The sequence below is a fragment of the Thiohalospira halophila DSM 15071 genome (assembly GCF_900112605.1).
GTDB classification, from domain to species: Bacteria; Pseudomonadota; Gammaproteobacteria; order Thiohalospirales; family Thiohalospiraceae; genus Thiohalospira; species Thiohalospira halophila.
The window spans coordinates 62,437-80,294 of record NZ_FOMJ01000009.1 but is presented as its reverse complement, the minus strand read 5'-3'; the positions used below and the strand labels follow the sequence as shown (position 1 = coordinate 80,294).

The 17,858-nt window shown below is 72.0% G+C and carries 19 protein-coding genes; 12 read left to right on the top strand and 7 right to left on the bottom strand.

Features of this window, described 5'->3' with window-relative positions; translation table 11 throughout:
* Positions 1-18 precede the first annotated feature (18 nt).
* Entirely contained in the window at positions 19-876 is an 858-nt protein-coding gene (gene aroE, locus BM272_RS11770; RefSeq protein WP_093428990.1) for a shikimate dehydrogenase, read from the top strand.
* Here the strand turns inward: aroE and gorA are convergent.
* Positions 863-2,212 (bottom strand): glutathione-disulfide reductase, encoded by a 1,350-nt coding sequence (gene gorA, locus BM272_RS11765; RefSeq protein ID WP_093428989.1) that lies wholly within the window; start codon positions 2,210-2,212, stop codon positions 863-865. The genes aroE and gorA overlap by 14 nt on opposite strands.
* A 134-nt stretch (positions 2,213-2,346) precedes the next feature.
* Between gorA and BM272_RS11760 the strand changes: the two genes are divergently transcribed.
* Positions 2,347-2,757: a YkgJ family cysteine cluster protein gene (locus BM272_RS11760; RefSeq protein ID WP_093428988.1), complete on the top strand. Its 411-nt coding sequence runs from the start codon at positions 2,347-2,349 to the stop codon at positions 2,755-2,757.
* Here the strand turns inward: BM272_RS11760 and BM272_RS11755 are convergent.
* A complete protein-coding gene (locus BM272_RS11755; RefSeq protein ID WP_093428987.1) occupies positions 2,754-3,410 on the bottom strand; it encodes an adenylate kinase in 657 nt (218 codons plus the stop codon). The two genes, BM272_RS11760 and BM272_RS11755, sit on opposite strands and share 4 nt — an antisense overlap.
* Positions 3,411-3,606: 196 nt before the next feature.
* Between BM272_RS11755 and BM272_RS11750 the strand changes: the two genes are divergently transcribed.
* The gene (locus BM272_RS11750; RefSeq protein ID WP_093428986.1) at positions 3,607-4,083 is read left to right on the top strand and encodes a YbhB/YbcL family Raf kinase inhibitor-like protein; all 477 of its coding nucleotides are present in this window, start codon (positions 3,607-3,609) and stop codon (positions 4,081-4,083) included.
* Here the strand turns inward: BM272_RS11750 and BM272_RS11745 are convergent.
* Both BM272_RS11745 and BM272_RS11740 read right to left on the bottom strand, forming a co-directional pair.
* Positions 4,074-4,427 carry a hypothetical protein gene (locus tag BM272_RS11745; RefSeq protein WP_240308121.1) on the bottom strand — a complete coding sequence of 118 codons (354 nt, stop codon included), beginning with the start codon at positions 4,425-4,427 and terminating at the stop codon, positions 4,074-4,076. The genes BM272_RS11750 and BM272_RS11745 overlap by 10 nt on opposite strands.
* 19 nt (positions 4,428-4,446) lie before the next feature.
* Positions 4,447-6,258 (bottom strand): RNB domain-containing ribonuclease, encoded by a 1,812-nt coding sequence (locus BM272_RS11740; RefSeq protein ID WP_093428985.1) that lies wholly within the window; start codon positions 6,256-6,258, stop codon positions 4,447-4,449.
* A gap of 290 nt (positions 6,259-6,548) precedes the next feature.
* On the opposite strand from BM272_RS11740, the gene BM272_RS11735 reads away from it, so the two are divergent.
* From BM272_RS11735 to BM272_RS11715, 5 genes are all read left to right on the top strand, one after another.
* Positions 6,549-7,952 (top strand): cytochrome ubiquinol oxidase subunit I, encoded by a 1,404-nt coding sequence (locus BM272_RS11735; RefSeq protein WP_093428984.1) that lies wholly within the window; start codon positions 6,549-6,551, stop codon positions 7,950-7,952.
* A gap of 13 nt (positions 7,953-7,965) precedes the next feature.
* On the top strand, positions 7,966-8,958 hold the full coding sequence (gene cydB / locus BM272_RS11730) for a cytochrome d ubiquinol oxidase subunit II (RefSeq protein WP_093428983.1): 993 nt from the start codon (positions 7,966-7,968) through the stop codon (positions 8,956-8,958).
* A gap of 9 nt (positions 8,959-8,967) precedes the next feature.
* Positions 8,968-10,671, top strand: coding sequence for a thiol reductant ABC exporter subunit CydD (gene cydD / locus BM272_RS11725; protein ID WP_093428982.1), 1,704 nt, complete (start codon positions 8,968-8,970; stop codon positions 10,669-10,671).
* The gene (cydC, locus tag BM272_RS11720; RefSeq protein ID WP_159433084.1) at positions 10,664-12,343 is read left to right on the top strand and encodes a thiol reductant ABC exporter subunit CydC; all 1,680 of its coding nucleotides are present in this window, start codon (positions 10,664-10,666) and stop codon (positions 12,341-12,343) included. The genes cydD and cydC overlap by 8 nt, the downstream gene beginning before the upstream one ends.
* 121 nt (positions 12,344-12,464) lie before the next feature.
* Entirely contained in the window at positions 12,465-13,073 is a 609-nt protein-coding gene (locus BM272_RS11715) for a CBS domain-containing protein (protein ID WP_159433083.1), read from the top strand.
* Between the two features lie 21 nt (positions 13,074-13,094).
* Here BM272_RS11715 and BM272_RS11710 read toward each other — a convergent pair whose 3' ends face one another.
* Together BM272_RS11710 and BM272_RS11705 are read right to left on the bottom strand one after the other, a co-directional pair.
* Positions 13,095-13,895, bottom strand: a complete 801-nt coding sequence (locus tag BM272_RS11710) for an undecaprenyl-diphosphate phosphatase (RefSeq protein WP_093428979.1) — start codon at positions 13,893-13,895, stop codon at positions 13,095-13,097.
* A gap of 36 nt (positions 13,896-13,931) precedes the next feature.
* A complete protein-coding gene (locus BM272_RS11705) occupies positions 13,932-15,101 on the bottom strand; it encodes a class I SAM-dependent methyltransferase (RefSeq protein ID WP_093428978.1) in 1,170 nt (389 codons plus the stop codon).
* 107 nt (positions 15,102-15,208) lie between these two features.
* Here BM272_RS11705 and BM272_RS11700 point away from each other — a divergent pair, with 107 nt between their 5' ends.
* The 4 genes from BM272_RS11700 to BM272_RS11685 all read left to right on the top strand — a co-directional run bounded on the left by BM272_RS11700 (position 15,209) and on the right by BM272_RS11685 (position 17,492).
* Positions 15,209-15,733: an outer membrane beta-barrel protein gene (locus tag BM272_RS11700; RefSeq protein ID WP_093428977.1), complete on the top strand. Its 525-nt coding sequence runs from the start codon at positions 15,209-15,211 to the stop codon at positions 15,731-15,733.
* A gap of 51 nt (positions 15,734-15,784) precedes the next feature.
* Positions 15,785-16,255 (top strand): DUF5615 family PIN-like protein, encoded by a 471-nt coding sequence (locus tag BM272_RS11695; protein ID WP_093428976.1) that lies wholly within the window; start codon positions 15,785-15,787, stop codon positions 16,253-16,255.
* The gene (locus BM272_RS11690) at positions 16,248-16,730 is read left to right on the top strand and encodes a MerR family transcriptional regulator (protein ID WP_159433082.1); all 483 of its coding nucleotides are present in this window, start codon (positions 16,248-16,250) and stop codon (positions 16,728-16,730) included. Before BM272_RS11695 ends, BM272_RS11690 begins: the two co-directional genes overlap by 8 nt.
* 72 nt (positions 16,731-16,802) lie before the next feature.
* Complete coding sequence (locus tag BM272_RS11685; RefSeq protein ID WP_093428974.1) at positions 16,803-17,492, top strand: hypothetical protein; 690 nt, start codon at positions 16,803-16,805, stop codon at positions 17,490-17,492.
* Here the strand turns inward: BM272_RS11685 and BM272_RS11680 are convergent.
* Positions 17,443-17,847, bottom strand: coding sequence for a DUF427 domain-containing protein (locus BM272_RS11680; RefSeq protein WP_093428973.1), 405 nt, complete (start codon positions 17,845-17,847; stop codon positions 17,443-17,445). The genes BM272_RS11685 and BM272_RS11680 overlap by 50 nt on opposite strands.
* Positions 17,848-17,858: the final 11 nt, after the last annotated feature.

Genomic DNA, 17,858 nt, shown 5'->3' with positions numbered 1-17,858 from the left:
CAACGACCGGATGAGACCATGAGCCAGGACCCCTTCGACTTCCGCCCCGACCCGGATCGCTACGCCGTGATGGGGGATCCCATCGACCACAGCCTCTCCCCCCGGATCCATACCCTCTTCGCCGAGCAGACCGGCCAGGCCCTGACCTACGAGGCCATCCAGGTGGACCAGGGTGGCCTCGCCCAGGCCCTGGGCAACTTCGGCGCCTCCGGCGGGCGCGGGGCCAACATCACCGTCCCCCTGAAGGAGCGCGCCTACGCCCTGGCCGACGAGCTGAGCGACCGGGCCCGCCTCGCCGGGGCGGTGAATACCCTGACGCTGGCCGACGGCCGCCTCATCGCCGACAACACCGACGGCGCCGGCCTGGTCGCCGACCTCACAGAGAACCTGGGCTGGCCCCTGGCGGGGGCCTCCATCCTGCTGGTGGGGGCCGGCGGGGCGGCCCGCGGGGTCATCGCCCCGCTGCTGGAGGCGGGGCCGGCGCGGCTGCTGGTGGTCAATCGCACCCCGGACCGGGCGCGGGAGCTGGCGGACCACTTCCGCCACCTGGGGCTGGTGGAGGGCGGCGGGCTGGCCGCCGCCCAGGGGCCCTTCGACATCATCATCAACGCCACCGCCGCCAGCCTGGCCGCGGAGGTGCCGGACCTGCCCGCCGAGGCCATCGGCGAGCAGACCCGGGTCTACGACATGATGTACGGGGCGGAGCCCACCGCCTTCCTGGGCTGGGCGGCCGCCCGGGGGGCGGCGGAGCTGGCCGACGGGCTGGGCATGCTGGTGGGCCAGGCGGCGGAGTCCTTCCGGATCTGGCGCGGGGTGCGCCCGGACGCCGCCGCCGTGCTGGCGACCCTGCGCCAGGAGCTGATCAGCGGAGGGTAACCAGCTCCTCGGCGCTGGTGGGGTGCAGCGCCACGGTGTCGTCGAAGTCGCGCTTGGTGGCGCCCATGCGGATGGCCACCGCGAAGCCCTGAAGCATCTCGTCCACCCCCATGCCCATCATGTGGCAGCCGACGATGCGCTCGTTATTGCCCACGCAGACCAGCTTCATGGCGGTCTTCTCGTTGCGGTCGGTGAAGCTGTGGTAGAGGGCGGTGAAGCGGGTCTGGTAGATCCGCACGGCGTCGCCGTGGATCTCCCGCGCCTGCCCCTCGGTGAGCCCCACGGTGCCCGCCGGCGGATGGCTGAAGACCACCGTCGGGATGTTCTGGTAGTCCAGGTGGCGGTCGGGCTGGTTGCCGAAGAGGCGGTCGCCCAGGCGGCGGCCGGCGGCGATGGCCACCGGGGTCAGCGGCGGCCGGCCGGTTACGTCCCCCACCGCGTAGATCCCGGGGACGCCGGTCTCCTGGTAGTCGTCGGTGCGCAGGAAGCCGGCGGGATCGGGCTTCAGGCCGGCCTTCTCCGGCTCCAGCTCGGCGGTGCGCGGCCGGCGGCCGGTGGCCCAGATCACCTTGTCCAGGCCGTGGAAGCACATGCCGTCGGCGCAATCCAGGCGCAGGCGGCCCTCGTCATCCTGCGCCAGCCCCTGCACCGGCGCCTGGGGGACGACGGTGATCCCGGCATCGGCCATCGCCTCCATGAGCCCCTCGCGGATGAGGGAGTCGAAGGTGGGCAGCAGCCGGTCCTTGCGCAGGATCAGGCGGACGTGACAGCCCAGGGCATTCAGGACGCCGGCCAGCTCCACGCCGATGTAGCCGCCGCCGACCACGGCGACGTTGTGGGGCAGGCTCTCCAGCTCGAAGAAGCCGTCGGAGGTGATGCCGAGCTCCGCGCCGGGGACGTCGGGGACCATGGGCTCGCCGCCGGGGCAGACGGCGATGTGGTCGGCGGTGTAGTGGGTGCCGCCGACGTCCACCGTCTTGGCGTCCACGAAGCGGGCGTGGCCCTGGAGGTGGTCGATGTGGTTGTCGGCCATCCAGTTGCCGTAGAAGCCGGTGATCCCCTCGATGAGCTTCTCCCGGGCGGCCTTCAGGGTCGCCCAGTCGAAGCGCCAGCCGTCCAGGGTGAAGCCGTAGCCGGCGGCGTCGTGGAGGGTCTCCGCCACGCCGGCGGCGTACCACATGACCTTCTTGGGGACGCAGCCGACGTTGACGCAGGTCCCCCCCAGGGCGCCCTCCTCGACGATGGCGACCCGGGCGCCGTGGGCGGCGGCGCGTTCGGCCACGGAGAGCCCGCCGCTGCCGGCGCCGATGGCGATGAGGTCGTAGTGGTCGGCCATGTTCCCTTCCCCTTGCGCGAGTGGAACCGGCATTCTAGCAACGGCAGGTCATCCCGTGCAGGTGACCGGCCGGGCCACGCCCCGCGTTTCCCGGGCCGAGCAACCCACGCAACCCGAGCCATCGAGGATCGAACATGTTCCGCCGCTGGTGGCGCCGCCGACGCAAACGCGAGGCGGATGCCAATCTGACCATTACCGGGGAGTGCAACCAGTGCGGGGCCTGCTGCGCGCAGGTGCTGCTGATCAGCGGCGGGCGGCCGGTGAAGAGTCGTCGCGCCTTCCGGCGGCTGGTGCGCCGGGATCCCGCTTACGCCATGTTCCGCCCGGTGGATCGCAACGGGCGCGGGGAGCTGCGCTTTACCTGCGACAACCTGGGGGGAGATGGCCGCTGCACCATCCACGACCGGCGGCCGCAGCTGTGCCGCGACTATCCGTCGGTGGCCATGGTGCGCGCCGGCGGGGAATTGCCGGCGGAGTGCAGCTACCAGGTGGTGCCGCTACAGGATTTCCGGACCCTGCTGGAGGCGGCCCGCCCGAGGGATTAGCCCTTGCCGAGGCCGTCCAGGGTCTGGGTGATGGCGGCGAAGATCTCGTCCACCTCGCCCACGCCATTGACGGTGTGGAGCAGGCCCTTGCCGCGGTAGTAGTCCACCAGCGGGGCGGTCTCCTGCTCGTAGACCTCCAGGCGGTTGCGGACGGTCTCCTCGTTGTCGTCGCCGCGCTGGGTGAGCTCGCCACCGCAGTAGTCGCAGACGCCCTCTTCCTTGGGCGGATGGGTGTAGACGTTGAAGACCGCGCCGCAGCCCGCGCAGGTGCGGCGGCCGAGGATCCGCTTCATGAGCAGGTCCATGTCCACATCGATCTGCACGGCGGCGTCCAGCGGCTGGCCCATCTTCTCCAGCATGGGGTCCAGCGCCTCGGCCTGGGCCGGGTTGCGCGGGAAGCCGTCGAGGATGAAGCCGTTGGCCGCGTCGTCCTCCTGCAGCCGCTCCTGGATCATGCCGAGGACGATGTCATCGGAGACCAGCTCGCCGGCATCCATGGCCGCCTTGGCCTTCTGGCCCAGCGTGGTGCCGGCGGAGACGGCCGCGCGCAGCAGGTCGCCGGTGGAGACCTGGGGGATGCCGTAGTGGTCCATCAGCATCTTGGCCTGGGTCCCCTTGCCGGAACCGGGTGCACCGAGGAGGACGATACGCATGGCTTCTCTCACTCTGTCGCGGATGGAGGCCGCCGGTCGCGGCGGGGGCGGAGAAGGTAAAACCCTGGTGGTGTGGCGTCAATCCGGCCAGGTCTGTTCACCGGCATTGGCATCCCCGCCCGGGCGGGTTCCATACTCGGGGGGAGCGCCGCCGTGGCGCGGCCCGCGAATCCCCGGCAATCCACAGGAGGCAACCATGCCCTTCGCACCCAGCGACATGACCCTGACCAGCCCCGCCTTCGGCAACGGCGATGTCATCCCCACCCGCCACAGCGGCGAGGGCGAGGACCGCTCCCCGGCGCTCAAGTGGTCGGACGCCCCGGCGGGGACGGCCGGTTTCGCCGTGGTCTGCCACGACCCGGATGCCCCGCTGGTCTCCCCCGCCGGGACCTACGGCTTCGTCCACTGGGCGCTCTACAACCTGCCTGCCGACGTCACCTCTCTGGAGGAGGCGACCACCCTCGGGACCGCCGGCATCAACGACATGGGCAACATCGGCTACAACGGCCCCATGCCGCCGGCCGGCCACGGGCTGCACCGCTACTACTTCTGGGTCATCGCCCTGGACCGGGTCACCGACCTGCCCGAGGGGCTGACCCTGTGGCAGCTGCTGGAGAAGCTGGAGCCCCACATCCTCGGCATGAACCGGCTGGTGGGGAGCTATCAGCGGTAGAGGGTCACCGACTGGCGCCGGCCCTCCACGCCGCGGTTGGCGCAGAACTCCACGGTATGGCCGTCGGCGTACTTCACGGTGACGTTGAAGCCGGCGCCGGGCTGGTGGTTGAGCACCGCGTGGCGGGTGGTCTGCGCCGGGATCTGGAGGAGCTGGATCCGCTCCTGGGTGTTGGCGTTGCCGTGGTCGATGGTCAGCGACTGGATGGCGTGGTCGGTGGCGTTCTCGAAGTCCACCGAGAGCACGCCCTCCGGCGGCCCGGCGAAGGACCAGGCACCCAGCAGGAGGCCGGCAAGCAGCGCGAGGCCGACCATGAGGCCGTCGCGACGGGGGTAGACGATCATTGCGGTACCTCCCTGGGTTCTAGCGTACCGAGAAGCGTGCCTCCAGCGCCGGGATGTCGACCCCGGTGTTGCGCAGGGTGAGCCGGTCGTTGAGGGCGGTGCCCGACGGCAGCGGCAGGACGGTCTCGTAGGCGAGATCGGGCAGGAAGACCCGGCCCTTGCGCTCGCCGGTCTCCACCACGATGCCCTCGCCCTCCCACTGGCCCTGCTGCTTGAGCCAGACCAGCTTCCAGTGCTGGTTGGAGAGGCGTTCGCTGCGGCGCAGCCCGCCCATGACGGCGTCCACCGCCGCCACCCGCTCCAGTAGCGCCTCCTGATCCAGGGTCTCGACCCCGGCCAGGTGGGCGCGCAGCTGCTGGTGGGCCACCAGGTCGAGGTAGCGGCGCATGGGGCTGGTGACCTGGGTATAGGCGGCCAGGCCGACGCCGGCGTGGTGGTCCGGGGCCGAGCGCAGCCGGGCCGGGCGCATCTGGCGGCGGAAGGCGAACTGGCTGGCCAGGTCCTCGCCCTCGGGCCGCTCCTCCGGCGGCGGCTGGGTGGAGTAGGGGAAGGCGATCCCCTCGTTGCCGGCGAAGCGGGCCGCCGCCTCGCCGGTGGCCAGCATGGCCTCGGTAACGATCTGCCGGCTGACGTGGTCCGGCAGCGGGCGCAGCTCCACCCGACCGTCGCGCACCTTTACGCTCACCTCGGGGATGCGGATGATGGCCGCCCCCTCGGCGATGCGCCGGGCGCGGAAGGCGTCGGTCACCCGGCGGATGGAGGCCAGCGGCTCCTCGTCCAGGTGGTTCTCCGCCTCGGCGTAGGTCAGCCGCGTGACCCGGACCCGGCTGGGGGTGACCGTCACGTCCTCCAGGGTGCCGTCGGCGGCGATCTTTACCCCGAAGGAGAGGGCCGGGGACTCGCTGGCGAGCCCCAGCCCCAGGTGGTCGATGGCCGCCTCGGGGAGCATGGGCCGGACGCCCTCGGGGAGGTAGAGGGTGGCCCCCCGCTCCCGGGCGGCCAGGTCCAGCTCGCTGGCCGGCGGCGCCATGGCGGCGGCGTCGGCGATGTGGACCCAGAGCCACTCGCCGTCGAAGCTGATGGCGTCGTCGGGGTCGCGGTTGCCCTCGTCGTCGATGGCCAGCGCCGTGAGATGGGTGAGGTCCCGCCGCTCGCTCTCCCCGGGCGGGGCCACGCCTACGGCCGGCTCGCCCTCGGGGGCGGAGAGCCGGCTGGGATGGGGATTGTGTTCGGGCTGCCAGTAGCCGATGCGCAGCAGCAGCCGGTGGGCCGGCTCCGGCTCCTCGGCCAGGTCCAGTTCGCGCAGCAGGGGGCTGTGGGCGGCGGTGCCCAGGGCCACCCGCTCGATCTCCGCCAGCGCCCCGGCATCCTCGGGGGCGTACTCGCCCTTCTTCAGCCGTTCCAGCAGGGCCTCGCGGGCGGCGGCGGCCTCGGCCTTCTCCTGCCGTTTCTGGCGCTCCGCCGCCACCGTCTCGCCATCAATGGCAGTCACCGCCTCGGGAGTGCCGGTGAAGAGCAGGCCATCGGCCACCGCCTCCCAGGCCGCCCAGGCGGTGGCCGGGGTGTGGTCGCCGAAGGCGAGGTCGGCCACGTCGGCCAGGGTGGCGGTCTCTCCCTCCAGGACCTCGCGCGCGCCTTCCAGATCCCCCTCCGGCGTGGCGAGCTTCGTGAGGTCGCCGGCCGGGCCGGGGTGGAGGAGCTGGATATCCTTGGGGCGGACGCGCTTGGTCTCGCCGTCGGGCAGGCGCAGGAGGATCTTCTCGCCGGGCTCGGCCACGGCGGCGGGGCGGCCCTTGTAGAGGACCAGGGCATCAGCGGGGAAATCGGACATGGGCCCAGTGTATCAGATGGCGCCGCCGGCACCGGGCCCTGCGGTGGAGCGCGCGGTCGGCGCGATTTGCGAGATCCGCGGATGCCTGCCATGTTTGACGGGAGCACGGCGCGAGCGGATGCCGAATGCGGCATTCACGCGCCGAGTACCCGGGATTTACGGGCCCCGGAGAACCGCCACTGGTGGCGCACCGCCCTCCGGCCGTATGTCGGCACGGTCCCTGCAAGAAGGTCCGGCGCAACCCCATCGTCACGGCTCGCCCTCGGGTGGGCGAATCGCAGGAGGTCCCAATGGAGCTCGATCCGCTTCTGCTGTCGCGAATCCAGTTCGCCTTCGTGGTCTCATTCCACGCCATCTTCCCGGTCTTCACCATCGGACTGGCCGCCTACATCGCCTATCTGGAGGGGCGGCTCTACCGGACCGGGAATCCCATCTACGAGCAGATCTCCCTGTTCTGGACCAAGATCTTCGCCGTGGTCTTCGGCATGGGGGTCGTCTCCGGACTGGTGATGTCCTTCCAGTTCGGCACCAACTGGAGCAACTTCTCCTACGCCACGGCCAACTTCCTCGGCCCGGTGCTCTCCTACGAGGTGATCACCGCCTTCTTCCTGGAGGCGGCCTTCCTCGGGGTGCTGCTCTTCGGCCGGGGCAAGGTGCCCCAGGGGGCGCACCTGTTCTCGGCGCTCATGGTCTCCCTGGGGACCTTCCTGTCGTCCTTCTGGATCCTGGTGGCCAACTCCTGGATGCAGACGCCGGCGGGCTTCGAGATGCAGGACGGCGTCTTCCACATCACCGACTGGGCCGCCGCCATCTTCAACCCCTCCTTCGTGCCGCGGTTCTTCCACATGGCCCTGGCCTCGCTGCTCACGGCCGGCTTCGTGGTCGCCGGGGTGAGTGCCTGGTATCTGGTCCGCGGCCGGGCCCGGGAGATGAACCGCAAGGCGCTCTCCATGGCCCTGTGGATGCTGCTCTTCGCCGCGCCGGCGCAGCTGCTCATGGGCGACTACCACGGCCTGAACACCTTCCATCACCAGCCCACCAAGGTGGCGGCGATGGAGGGCCACTGGGAGACCAAGCAGGGGGCGCCGCTGCTGCTCTTCGCCATCCCGGACAGCGAGAACGAGACCAACCACTTCGAGGTGGGGATCCCGCACCTGGCGAGCCTCATCCTCACCCACGAGTGGAACGGCACCGTCCACGGCGTCACCGAGGCGCCAAAGGGCGAGCGGCCGCCGGTGGGGATCACCTTCTGGGCCTTCCGCATCATGGTGGGCCTGGGGACACTGATGATCCTCTTCGCCCTCTGGGGGCTGTGGACCCGGATGCGCGGCAAGCTCGACCGCGACCGGACCTTCCTCCGCGGCCTCTCCTGGTTCATCCCGGCGCCCTTCATCGCCGTGGTGGCCGGCTGGTTTACCACCGAGACCGGGCGCGCACCGTGGCTGGTCTACGGCGAGATGACCCAGGCCCAGGCGGTGACGCCCTCGCTCACCGGCGGTATGGCCCTGGCCACCCTCATCGGCTACATCGCGGTCTACGCCGCGGTCTTCACCGCCGGAGTCTATTACCTCACGCGCATTGTTCGCTCCGGGCCCGACTCCGAGGAACACGTGGAGGAGCCGCAGAACGCGAAGCGGCCGCTGTCCGCCAGTGACACGCCCTTCGACAACGACGCCCTCGGGGCGAAGAACTAGGAGGTAACCGTCGATGTTCGATCTCACCGTACTCTGGGCGGTCATCGTCGCCTTCGGGATCTTCATGTACGTCCTGCTGGACGGCTTCGACCTGGGGGTGGGGATCCTCTACCCCTTCGCCCCCGGCGAGACGGCCCGGGACTACATGATGAACTCCGTCGCCCCGGTCTGGGATGGCAACGAGACCTGGCTGGTGCTGGGGGGAACGGGCCTGCTGGGCGCCTTCCCGCTGGTCTACTCGGTCTACCTGCCGGCGCTCTATATCGGGGTCTTCCTGATGCTCGCCGGGCTCATCTTCCGCGGCGTGGCCTTCGAGTTCCGTGCCAAGGCGGGGCGCTCCAAGGTCCTGTGGAATCGCGCCTTCTTCCTGGGTTCGGCGGTGGCCGCCTTCGCCCAGGGCGCAGTGGTGGGCTCCTACATCCAGGGCTTCGAGACCGAGGGGCTGACCTACGCCGGCGGCGCGCTGGACTGGCTGACCCCCTTCACCGTCCTCACCGGCGTCGGCCTGGTGCTGGGCTACGCCCTGCTGGGTGCCACCTGGCTCATCCTCAAGACCGAGGGCGAGACCCAGGCCTGGGCCTACCGTCTGGCGCCGCGGCTGCTGGCCGGGGTGGTGGCGGTCTTCGTCGCCGTGAGCCTGGTGACGCCGATGATCGATCCGCGCGCCTTCGAGCGCTGGTTCGAGATCTCCTGGCTGTGGCTGCTGCCGCTGGGGGCCGCGCTGGCCACCCTCAAGCTCTGGCAGTCCCTGCGCCGGGGCTACGAGGGCCAGCCCTTCCTGGCGACCATGGCGATCTTCGTCTTCACCTACGCCGGCCTGCTCATGAGCAAGTGGCCCTACGTGGTGCCGCCGGACCACACCATCTGGGACGCGGCCTCCTCGCCCAACGCCCAGCTCTTCCTGATCCTCGGGGTGCTCTTCGTCATCCCGGTGATCATCGCCTACTCCGCGTGGACCTACTGGGTCTTCCGCGGCAAGGTGAGCCTGGAAGAGGGCTACCACTAGGAGCCGCCCATGGCCGAGCCGGAATCTGCCCCGGCATCCTCGCCGGCGCCCACGCCCCGCCAGTGGCTGGACCGCCGGGAGGCCCCCGGCCGCCGCTGGCTGAGGCTGGCGGCGGCCGTCGGTCTCCTGGGCGGGGTGGCCACCCTGGTCCAGGCGGGCCTGCTGGCCCGGGCCATCACCGGGCTGGTGGTGGACGGCGAGGGGCTGACCGAACTCGCCCCCTGGCTGTTCGCTCTGGTCGGGGCGGTCGCGCTCCGGACCGCCGCCGGCTGGGGCCGGGATGCCGCCGGCCTGGCCGGGGCCCACCGCATCATCGGCACGGTCCGGGAGGAGCTCTTCGACCACCTGGCCCGGCTGGGGCCGGTGCGGCTGGCGGAGTACCCGGCCGGGTCCCTGGCCGGGAGCTACGTGGAGCAGGTGCAGGCCCTGGAGGGGTACTACGCCCGCTTCCGGCCCCAGATGGTGCTGGCGATGGGGATCCCGCTGCTCCTGCTGGTGGCGGTGGCCGTGCAGGACTGGCTGGCGGCGCTGCTGCTGGCCCTCTCCGCCCCCCTCATCCCGGTCTTCATGGCCATCGTCGGCATGGGGGCGGAGGAGGTCAGCCGCCGTCAGCAGGCGGCCCTCGCCCGGGCCGGCGGCCACTTCCTGGATCGGCTCCGGGGGCTGACCACCCTGCGGCTCTTCAACCGGGCCGAGGCCACCACCGACGAGGTCCGGGCGGTGGCGGAGGACTACCGCGCCCGCACCATGAAGACCCTGCGGGTGGCCTTCCTCTCCTCGGCGGTACTGGAGTTCTTCGCCGCCGTGGCCATCGCGCTGGTGGCCATCTACATCGGCTTCGGTCTGCTGGGCTACATCGAGTACGGCCCGGCGCCGGGGCTCGATCTCTTCACCGGCCTCTTCATCCTCCTGCTGGCGCCGGAGTTCTTCCAGCCCCTGCGGGACCTGGCCAGCCACTACCACGACCGGGCCGACGGCCTGGGGGCGGCGGCGGAGCTCATCCCCCTGCTGGAGACCCCGGCGCCCGCCCCTTCGCCAGCCCGCCGGCGGTCCTCGATGCCCGCCCTGGGAGTGGAACTGCAGCGGGTCCGGGTGACCTATCCCGACGGCCGGGCCGGGCTGGAGGGGGCCGATCTTACCGTGGCCCCCGGCGACCGGGTGGTTCTCACCGGCCCCTCCGGCGGCGGCAAGTCGACCCTGCTGGCGCTGCTGGCCGGCTTCCTGGAGGCCGACGGCGGCCGGGTCCGCATCGGTGACGGCGAGCCGGAGCCGGTGAGCCAGGTGGCCTGGATGGGGCAGCGGACCCACCTCTTCGCCGACTCCATCCGGGAGAACATCCGGATGGGCCGGGCCGAGGCCGGGGACGACGAGGTCGAGGCCGCCGCCGAGCAGGCCGGGGTGGCCGAGTTCGCCCGGCTGCTGCCCGAGGGGCTGGATACGCCCGTGGGCGAGGGCGGCGTCGGCCTCTCCGGCGGCCAGGCGCAGCGCGTCGCCCTGGCCCGGACCCTGCTCAAGGGGGCGCCCGTGCTGCTGCTGGACGAGCCCACCGCCGGCCTCGACCCCGAGGGCGAGGAGGCGCTGATCACCCACCTGGAGCGGGCGCTGGCCGGCGGTCCCACGGTCATCCTGGCCACCCACCATCCCCGGCTCATGGCCCTGGGGCGCCAGTACCGCGTGGCCAATGGCCAGGTGGAGGAGGCCGGCCATGCGTGAGGTCCTCCCCTGGGTCCGGCTGCTGGTGGGGCGCTATCCGCTCTCGCTACTGGGCGGGACGTTGCTCCTGCTGGCCACCGCCGTCTCGGCCACCGGGCTTCTGGCCACCTCCGGCTGGTTCCTGACCGCCACCGGGCTGGCGGGGATCGCGGCGGCGGCCGGGGCGGTGATCACCCTGGACGTCTATGTCCCCTCCGGCTTCATCCGGCTCTTCGCCCTGACCCGGGTGATCAGCCGCTACGTGGAACGGCTGGCCAACCACGCCGTGGTCCTGCGGCTTCTGGCCGATCTGCGGGCCTGGTTCTTCGCCCGGGTGGCGCCGCTGGAGCCGCGGGTGCTGGCGCGCTTCCGTTCCGCCGACCTGCTCAACCGCATCACCGCCGATATCGAGGCCCTGGACAATCTCTACCTCCGGGTCCTGGGGCCCACGGTGGCAGCGCTGCTGGGGTTCACCATCGCCGCAGTGGCCGGCACCTGGTACGCCCCCGGCGTGGTCTGGCCGGTGGTGGCGTGGATGGCGGCGGCCGGCCTGCTGTTACCGGCCCTGGCCGCCGCCCGCGGCCGGCGCCCCGGAGCCGCCCTGGCCGAGGCGCAGACCCGCCTGCGAACCCGGGCCCTGGATGCCTTTGCCGGGCTGGCGGAGCTGCGGATCTTCGGTCGCACGGAGGCGACCCGGGCGGCCCTGGCCGATACGGAGGCCGACTATCGCCGCTGGCGCCACCGGCTGGCGTTGTCGGAGGCGCTGGGGGCGGCGGCGGCGACCCTCACCGGTCAGCTGGCGGTGGTGGGGGCTGTCGCCCTGGCCGTCGGGGTCTTCCTGGCCGGCGACCTCGATGGCCCCGGCGTGGGGCTGGTGGTTCTGGGGACCCTGGGGCTGGCGGAGCTGCTTACCCCCCTGCCCGGGGCCTGGTTCCAGCTGGGCCGCACCCGGGCGGCCATCCGCCGCCTGGACGAGGTGGCCCGGGCGCCGACCCCGAAGGAGCCGGCGGAGCCGGCTACCCCACCGGAGTCCGGCCCCCTGGAGCTGCGCGGGGTGCGCTTCGCCTGGTCGCCGACGGCGCCGACCATCCTCGACGATGTCGACCTCCACCTCCCCGCCGGCACCAGTGCGACCCTGGAGGGGCCGTCGGGGAGCGGCAAGTCCAGCGTGGCCCACCTCTTCACCGGCCTGGCCCGGCCGGACTCGGGGCAGATCCGCCTGGGCGGGGTGCCGCTGGCGTGGCTGCGCGCCGGCGATCTCCACGCCCGGCTGGGCCTGCTGACCCAGCGCACCGAACTCTTCGCCGATACCGTGGCCGGCAATCTCCGGATCGCCCGCCCGGAGGCGGACGAGGCGGCGCTGTGGCAGGCGCTGGCCATCGCCGCGCTGGCCGACGAGGTGCGGGAGCTCCCCCTGGGGCTGGATACCTGGGTGGGCGAGGGCGGCGTGCGCCTCTCCGGCGGCCAGGCCCGTCGCCTGGCCCTGGCGCGGGTCGTCCTCTACGACCCCGCCTGGGTGATCCTGGACGAGCCCACCGCCGGCCTGGACGCCGACACCGCCGCCACCCTGGCCGCCGGCCTCGGCCCCTGGCTGGCGGGCCGGACGGCGCTCATCCTCACCCACGAGCCGGAGCAGGTCCCGGCCGTGGATGCCCGCTATCGCCTCACCTACGGCCGCATCGAATCTGCCTGAAGAACACCGCACCCCTCCCTTCCCTTGTGCCGCTGCCTGGTCTATAGGAGGGGGAAGGGTGCGTGGTGTGCCGGCCGCCACGACCCCGAAGTCGATGCCGGCTCTCAAAGGAGGTAGAGGCATGGTTCGTCGCGACCGCAGCTTCGCAGCCCTGAACACGATCGGCCTGCCACCGGAGGTCTCCTTCCGCCGTCCGGAGCGCCCGGTGATGCAACCGGTCACCCTGGAGGACGGGGCCACCAAGATAATGACCGACCTCGACCGGGTGGCCGCGCTGACCACCTACCCCGACGCCTCGCTCCACGAGGCCGAGCAGCGGATGATCAGCGGCGGGGTCCGGCTCCTGCTGGTCACGGACGCCGAGGAACAGGTGGTAGGGGTCATCACCGCCACCGATATCCTCGGCGAGAAGCCGGTGACCTTCCTGCAGCGCTACGGCGGCAAGCGGGAGGAGCTGCGCGTGGCCGATGTCATGACGCCCCACGCCGACCTCCAGGCCCTGCGCCTCCACGACGTGGAGCACGGCCGGGTGGGGGATGTCGTCGCCACCCTCCGCCAGGCCGGCCGCCAGCACGCCCTGGTGGTAGATGATTCCCAGGGGGCGCCGCGCATCCGCGGGATCATCTCCTCCACCCAGATCGCCCGGCAGCTGGGCCATCCGGTGGAGGGGGACGGTCGGGCTCATAGCTTCGCGGAGCTGGAGGCGGCCCTGGTGGCGGCACCGGCCTGAGGGGGCCGACCGGCGCGGGGATCAGCCGGCGAAAAGGGCGAAGAGCACCGCGCCTAGCACCAGCCGGTAGATCACGAAGGGCAGCATGCCGATGCGCTGGATGACGGCGAGGAAGGCGGTGATGCAGAGGTAGGCACTAGCCGCTGACATCGCCGTGCCCACGGCAATGACCGACCAGTCCACCGGGCGGGCGGCAGTCACCAGATCCACCCCCTTGAGTCCCCCGGCGAGGATGATCACCGGGATGGCCAGGAGGAAGGAGAAGCGCGCCGCCGCCTCCCGGGAGAGGCCGACCAGGAGGCCGGCCGTCATGGTGATCCCGGAACGCGAGGTCCCCGGGATGAGGGCGATGGCCTGGGCCAGGCCGACGATGAGTACATCCCGCCAGCGCAGGGTGTGCTCGTCCCGTTTCCCGCGGACCCGGCTATCGGCCCACCACAGCGCCAGGCCGAAGACCACCGTGGTGGTGGCGATGACCAGCGGTCCGCGCAGCTCCCCCTCGATGAAGCCCTTGAAGATCAGCCCGGCCAGGCCCACCGGGACCGTCCCCCACAGCACCGCCCAGGCCAGCCGGCTCTCCCCCACCGTGCGGCGCTGGACCACCGAGGCGAGCCAGTCCCGGCTCATGGCCGCCAGCTCCCGCCGGAAGTAGGCAACCACGGCGGCCAGGGAGCCGACGTGCACCGCCACATCGAAGGCCAGCCCCTGATCCTCCCATTCCGCCACCACCGGCAGCAGGATGAGGTGGGCGGAGCTGGAGATGGGGAGGAATTCGGTGATGCCCTGTAGCAGGGCGAGCAGGGTGGCCTGGATCCAGTCCATGGGGTCCTCCGACGTGGGTGGGCGCTAGGGGGGGGCTCAGAGCCGCCCGCGCATGTCGCGCAGGGCGAGGCCGAGGGGAGGCGGCAGTTCGCCCCGGTCCAGCAACAGCACCTTGAAGAGTTCGCCCATCTCCTCCGGCATGGTGAGGGTCCGCATGGCCTGCGCTGCCTCCAGCTGGGCGCGCTGGTCCACCGGATTGACCTCCTCCGCCGCCTCGGCCAGCCCCAGGCTCATGAGGTAGTGGGCCTGGGTGGCGAAGCCGGCCACCTGCAGGCCGGCGCCGTGGGCAGCCTCGGCCACGGCCGTGAAGTCCACGTGGGCGGTGAGGTCGGAAAGGCCCGGGTAGAGATAGGGGTCGGCGTGGGCGTGGTGGCGGTAGTGGCCCATGAGGGTCCCGGTGGCGCGCTGGGGGTGGTAGAACTCGTGGCGCGGGAAGCCGTAGTCCACCAGCACCACCCGGCCGGCCTCCAGCCGTTGGGCCAGGGTGGTGACCCAGTCCACCGCGGCCAGGCCGATCTCCGATTCGTAGCCCACCGGGAGCCCGCCCGCGGCCTCCCGTGCCTGCTCGATGGCCGCCGCCAGCCGCGCGCCGGGGGCGCCGATCTCCACCGTCGCCAGCCCCTCCTCGGTGTCGGCCACGCCCAGCTCCACGGGGCCCTGCTCGGTGATCCGGAAGCGGTGCACCGGCATGGCATCCAGGACCTCGTTGGCCAGGACCACGCCGCGAAAGCCCTCGGGGAGTTCGTCCACCCAGGCCACCCGGTCGACGAGGTGGGGCACCCGCTCGGCGAGGGTCCGCCGCTGGCGGTCGCGCAGTTCCGCGCTCACCTCCAGGATCCGGTAGGTCTCCGGCAGGGCGCCCTGGCGTTCCAGCTCGGTGAGGACATCGGCGGCCATTCGTCCGGAGCCGGCCCCCGGCTCCAGCACGTCACCGCCGATGGCCCGGAGCACCGGTGCTGCCTCCCGGGCCAGGCAGTAGCCGAACCAGGGCGAGATCTCCGGGGCGGTGACGAAGTCGCCCCCGGCGCCGAGCTTGTGGCTGCCGCCGGCGTAGTAGCCCAGCCCCGGCTCGTAGAGGGCCATCTGCTGGTAGCGGTGGAAGGGCAGCGCCCCGCCGGCCTCGGCGATGGCCGCGCGGATCCGGGCTACCAGCTCGTCGCTGGTGGCGGCGGCGTCGGCATCGGGGGCGGGCAGTTCGGCGGCCATTCCGTTCTCCACTGGGCGCGGGAGGGCGCGAGGATAGCACGGGGCGGTGCAGGCGCCGTAGCGGCATGGTAGATTGCGGACCAGTACGGACTTTTCAGGGAGAAGGCATGCCACCACGCCCGTTCCTGCGCACCCTGGGGCTCCTCGCCCTGGCCCTGCCCATGGCGGCTACTTCCGCAGAGGAAGAGGACGGCGGCGGAGAGCCCGCCTACTTCGGTGGGAGCTATCTCGACTTCGCCGAGCGCGAGGCGCCGGATGACCAGTACTCCCCCAGCGGGTTGATGCTCCGCATCGGCCAGCGCTTCAACGAGAACGTCGCCGTGGACTTCCAGGCCGGCGCCTCGCAGACGGTGAGCGACTTCCAGGTCTCGCGTTTCACCGGCCTCTTCCTCCAGCTCGGTGGTCAGTGGGAGCGTATCCACTTCTACACCCAGCTCGGTCCGGCCCGCGCCGAGCTCGAGATGAATGACACCACCGAGGTCAATGACGGCATCGCCTACGGCTTCGGTGCCCGGGTCAGCCCCTCCGATTCCTTCGACATCGTCGTCGAGTGGATGGACTATACCCTGGGCGCCGAGGAACGGCTGGACTCCATCGGCATCGGCTTCATCCGCCCCTTCGGCCAGGAGTGACGCCGACCCGCCTCCCTTGCAATGGGAGCCGCCGGGCGCGATCGTCGGCGAATGGCCGCCCACCGCTTCCTCTGTGACGAGATGTACAAGGGGCTCGCCCGCTGGCTCCGGGCGGCGGGCTACGACACCGCCATCGCCACCGACGGCGCCCCGGATCGGGAGGTCGTCGCCCGCGCCTGTGCCGAGGACCGGTGGCTGGTGACCCGGGACGCCGGGATCGCCGAGCACGCCGCTGCCGGGCCCTGCCTGATCCTGCTGGAACAGGAGCGGCCGGAGGCGGCCGCGGCGGAGCTGGCCGACCGCCTGGGCCTCGACTGGTACCACGCCCCCTTCACCCGCTGCCTGCTCTGCAACACCCCCCTGGAGACCCCGCCGGAGGCCGTGGCCGCCCGGGCGCCCGCGGATGTCGCCGGCCCCCTGCGCTGGTGCCCGACCTGCGACCGGCTCTATTGGGAGGGCAGCCATACTCGCCGCATGCGCCGCGGCCTGCAACGGCTGCATGAGGAGGCGGACCGTGGCTGAGGAGGAGACCCTGAGCATCGGGGCCCTGGCCGAATGGCTGGAGACCACCCCGCGCACCCTGCGCTTCTACGAGGAGGAGGGGCTGCTGACCCCCAGCCGCTCCCCGGGCGGCACCCGGCGCTACGGGCCGGCGGCGCAGCGCCGGGCGGCCTTCCTGGTGCGGCTGACCCGGGCGGGGGTGGAGCTGGATCGCCTCCGGGCCCTGGCCGGGGCCCGCTCGGAGGCCGACACCGGGGCCGCCGCCACCGCCGCCGCTCGGGCCGAGCTGGACCGGCTGGCGGCGCGTCTGGACGAGGTGGACGAGGTGGTGGCGCGCACCCGCAGCGCCCTGGACGAGCTGGGCCCGGCGTTGGCCACCTGCGCGGAGTGCCGACGTCCCCCGACCGCCGAGGGCTGCCCCGACTGCCCCGTCCGCCGGCTGGCCCCCCGGGTGCCGCTGGCTGCTCTCCTCTGGGGCGAGGAGGGGAAGGGCTGAGGCCGGCGCTTGCGTAGCGGCGCCGTCTCGTCTAGATCTTACGTGGACGTAAGATGATCAGGAGAGACCGCCATGGCCACCACCGCCGGCCTGCACTACCGGGCGCAATGGGATGATGCCTTCGGCGCCCGGGGCTGGAAGCTCGACGGCACCGAGGCCGACCCCGAGGTCATCGCGGCCACCCCCTATCCCGGGGAGGTGATCCCCACCTCGGTCCTCATCCACGACCTCCTGGACCACCGCCTCTGCGGCCTCACCCTCTCCGACTACGTGGACGAGGCCATCGCCCTCATCCAGCTGGCCCGGCGCACCGGCTCGGACCCCACCCCGGACTATGTCCGCATGGTGGATGACGACCTCCTGAACGGCCTGGCCGGTGCGCGGACCCTGCGCCGCCTGTTGCCGGAGGATGCGGCGGCCTCTAGCGCCGACGAGCCGTCTCCCAGGGAGGCGGTGGCCCGCCTGCGGGACGAACTGGGACCGGGGGTGGTGCGGACGCTGTTGCTGGCCGGCTTCGCCCGGGCGGGCTGGGCCGGCGACGAGGCCGCGCGGACCGCCTTCCGGGCGAACACGGGGCGTGATCCCGCCGACCGACCCGCCCTGGGGCGAGCCCTGCAGGAGGTCTTCGTGGAGGCGGATGACCACGTCCAGCAACGGGCGTGGGATTCGGCCCGCGGCCATTTCGAGATCGCCCCCGAGGGCGTGGCCCTGATCATCGAGGCGCCGGAATCGGCCCGATTCCCCGCGACGCCGGTGACATGAACCGCGTCGAGGCGAGGGCCGGCTCTCCGTCGAGGTAGATGGTGACCCGGTGGGGGTCGAAGGCGATCCGGTCACCCAGGGCGGCCAGCAACGGTGAGGGATCCGGGTGGAGCCAGGCGGCATTCGAGGTACCGTCGACGAGATCGAACCAGCAGGTTTCGCCTACCCACTGGATGTAGCTGCAGTGGTTCGTGGCGATCAGAAAGCGGCCATCCACCTCGCCAGCGGGGAGATACCAGGCCGGCATCACCGGAGGCTGCTCCACCCGGAGGGCGTGATCGCTGACCGCCAGGCCGCTGCCGACGGTGATACGGCGCGCCTCCGGATGGATCTGGAAGGGGTTGTCGTCCGTCACGCTATTCGTCC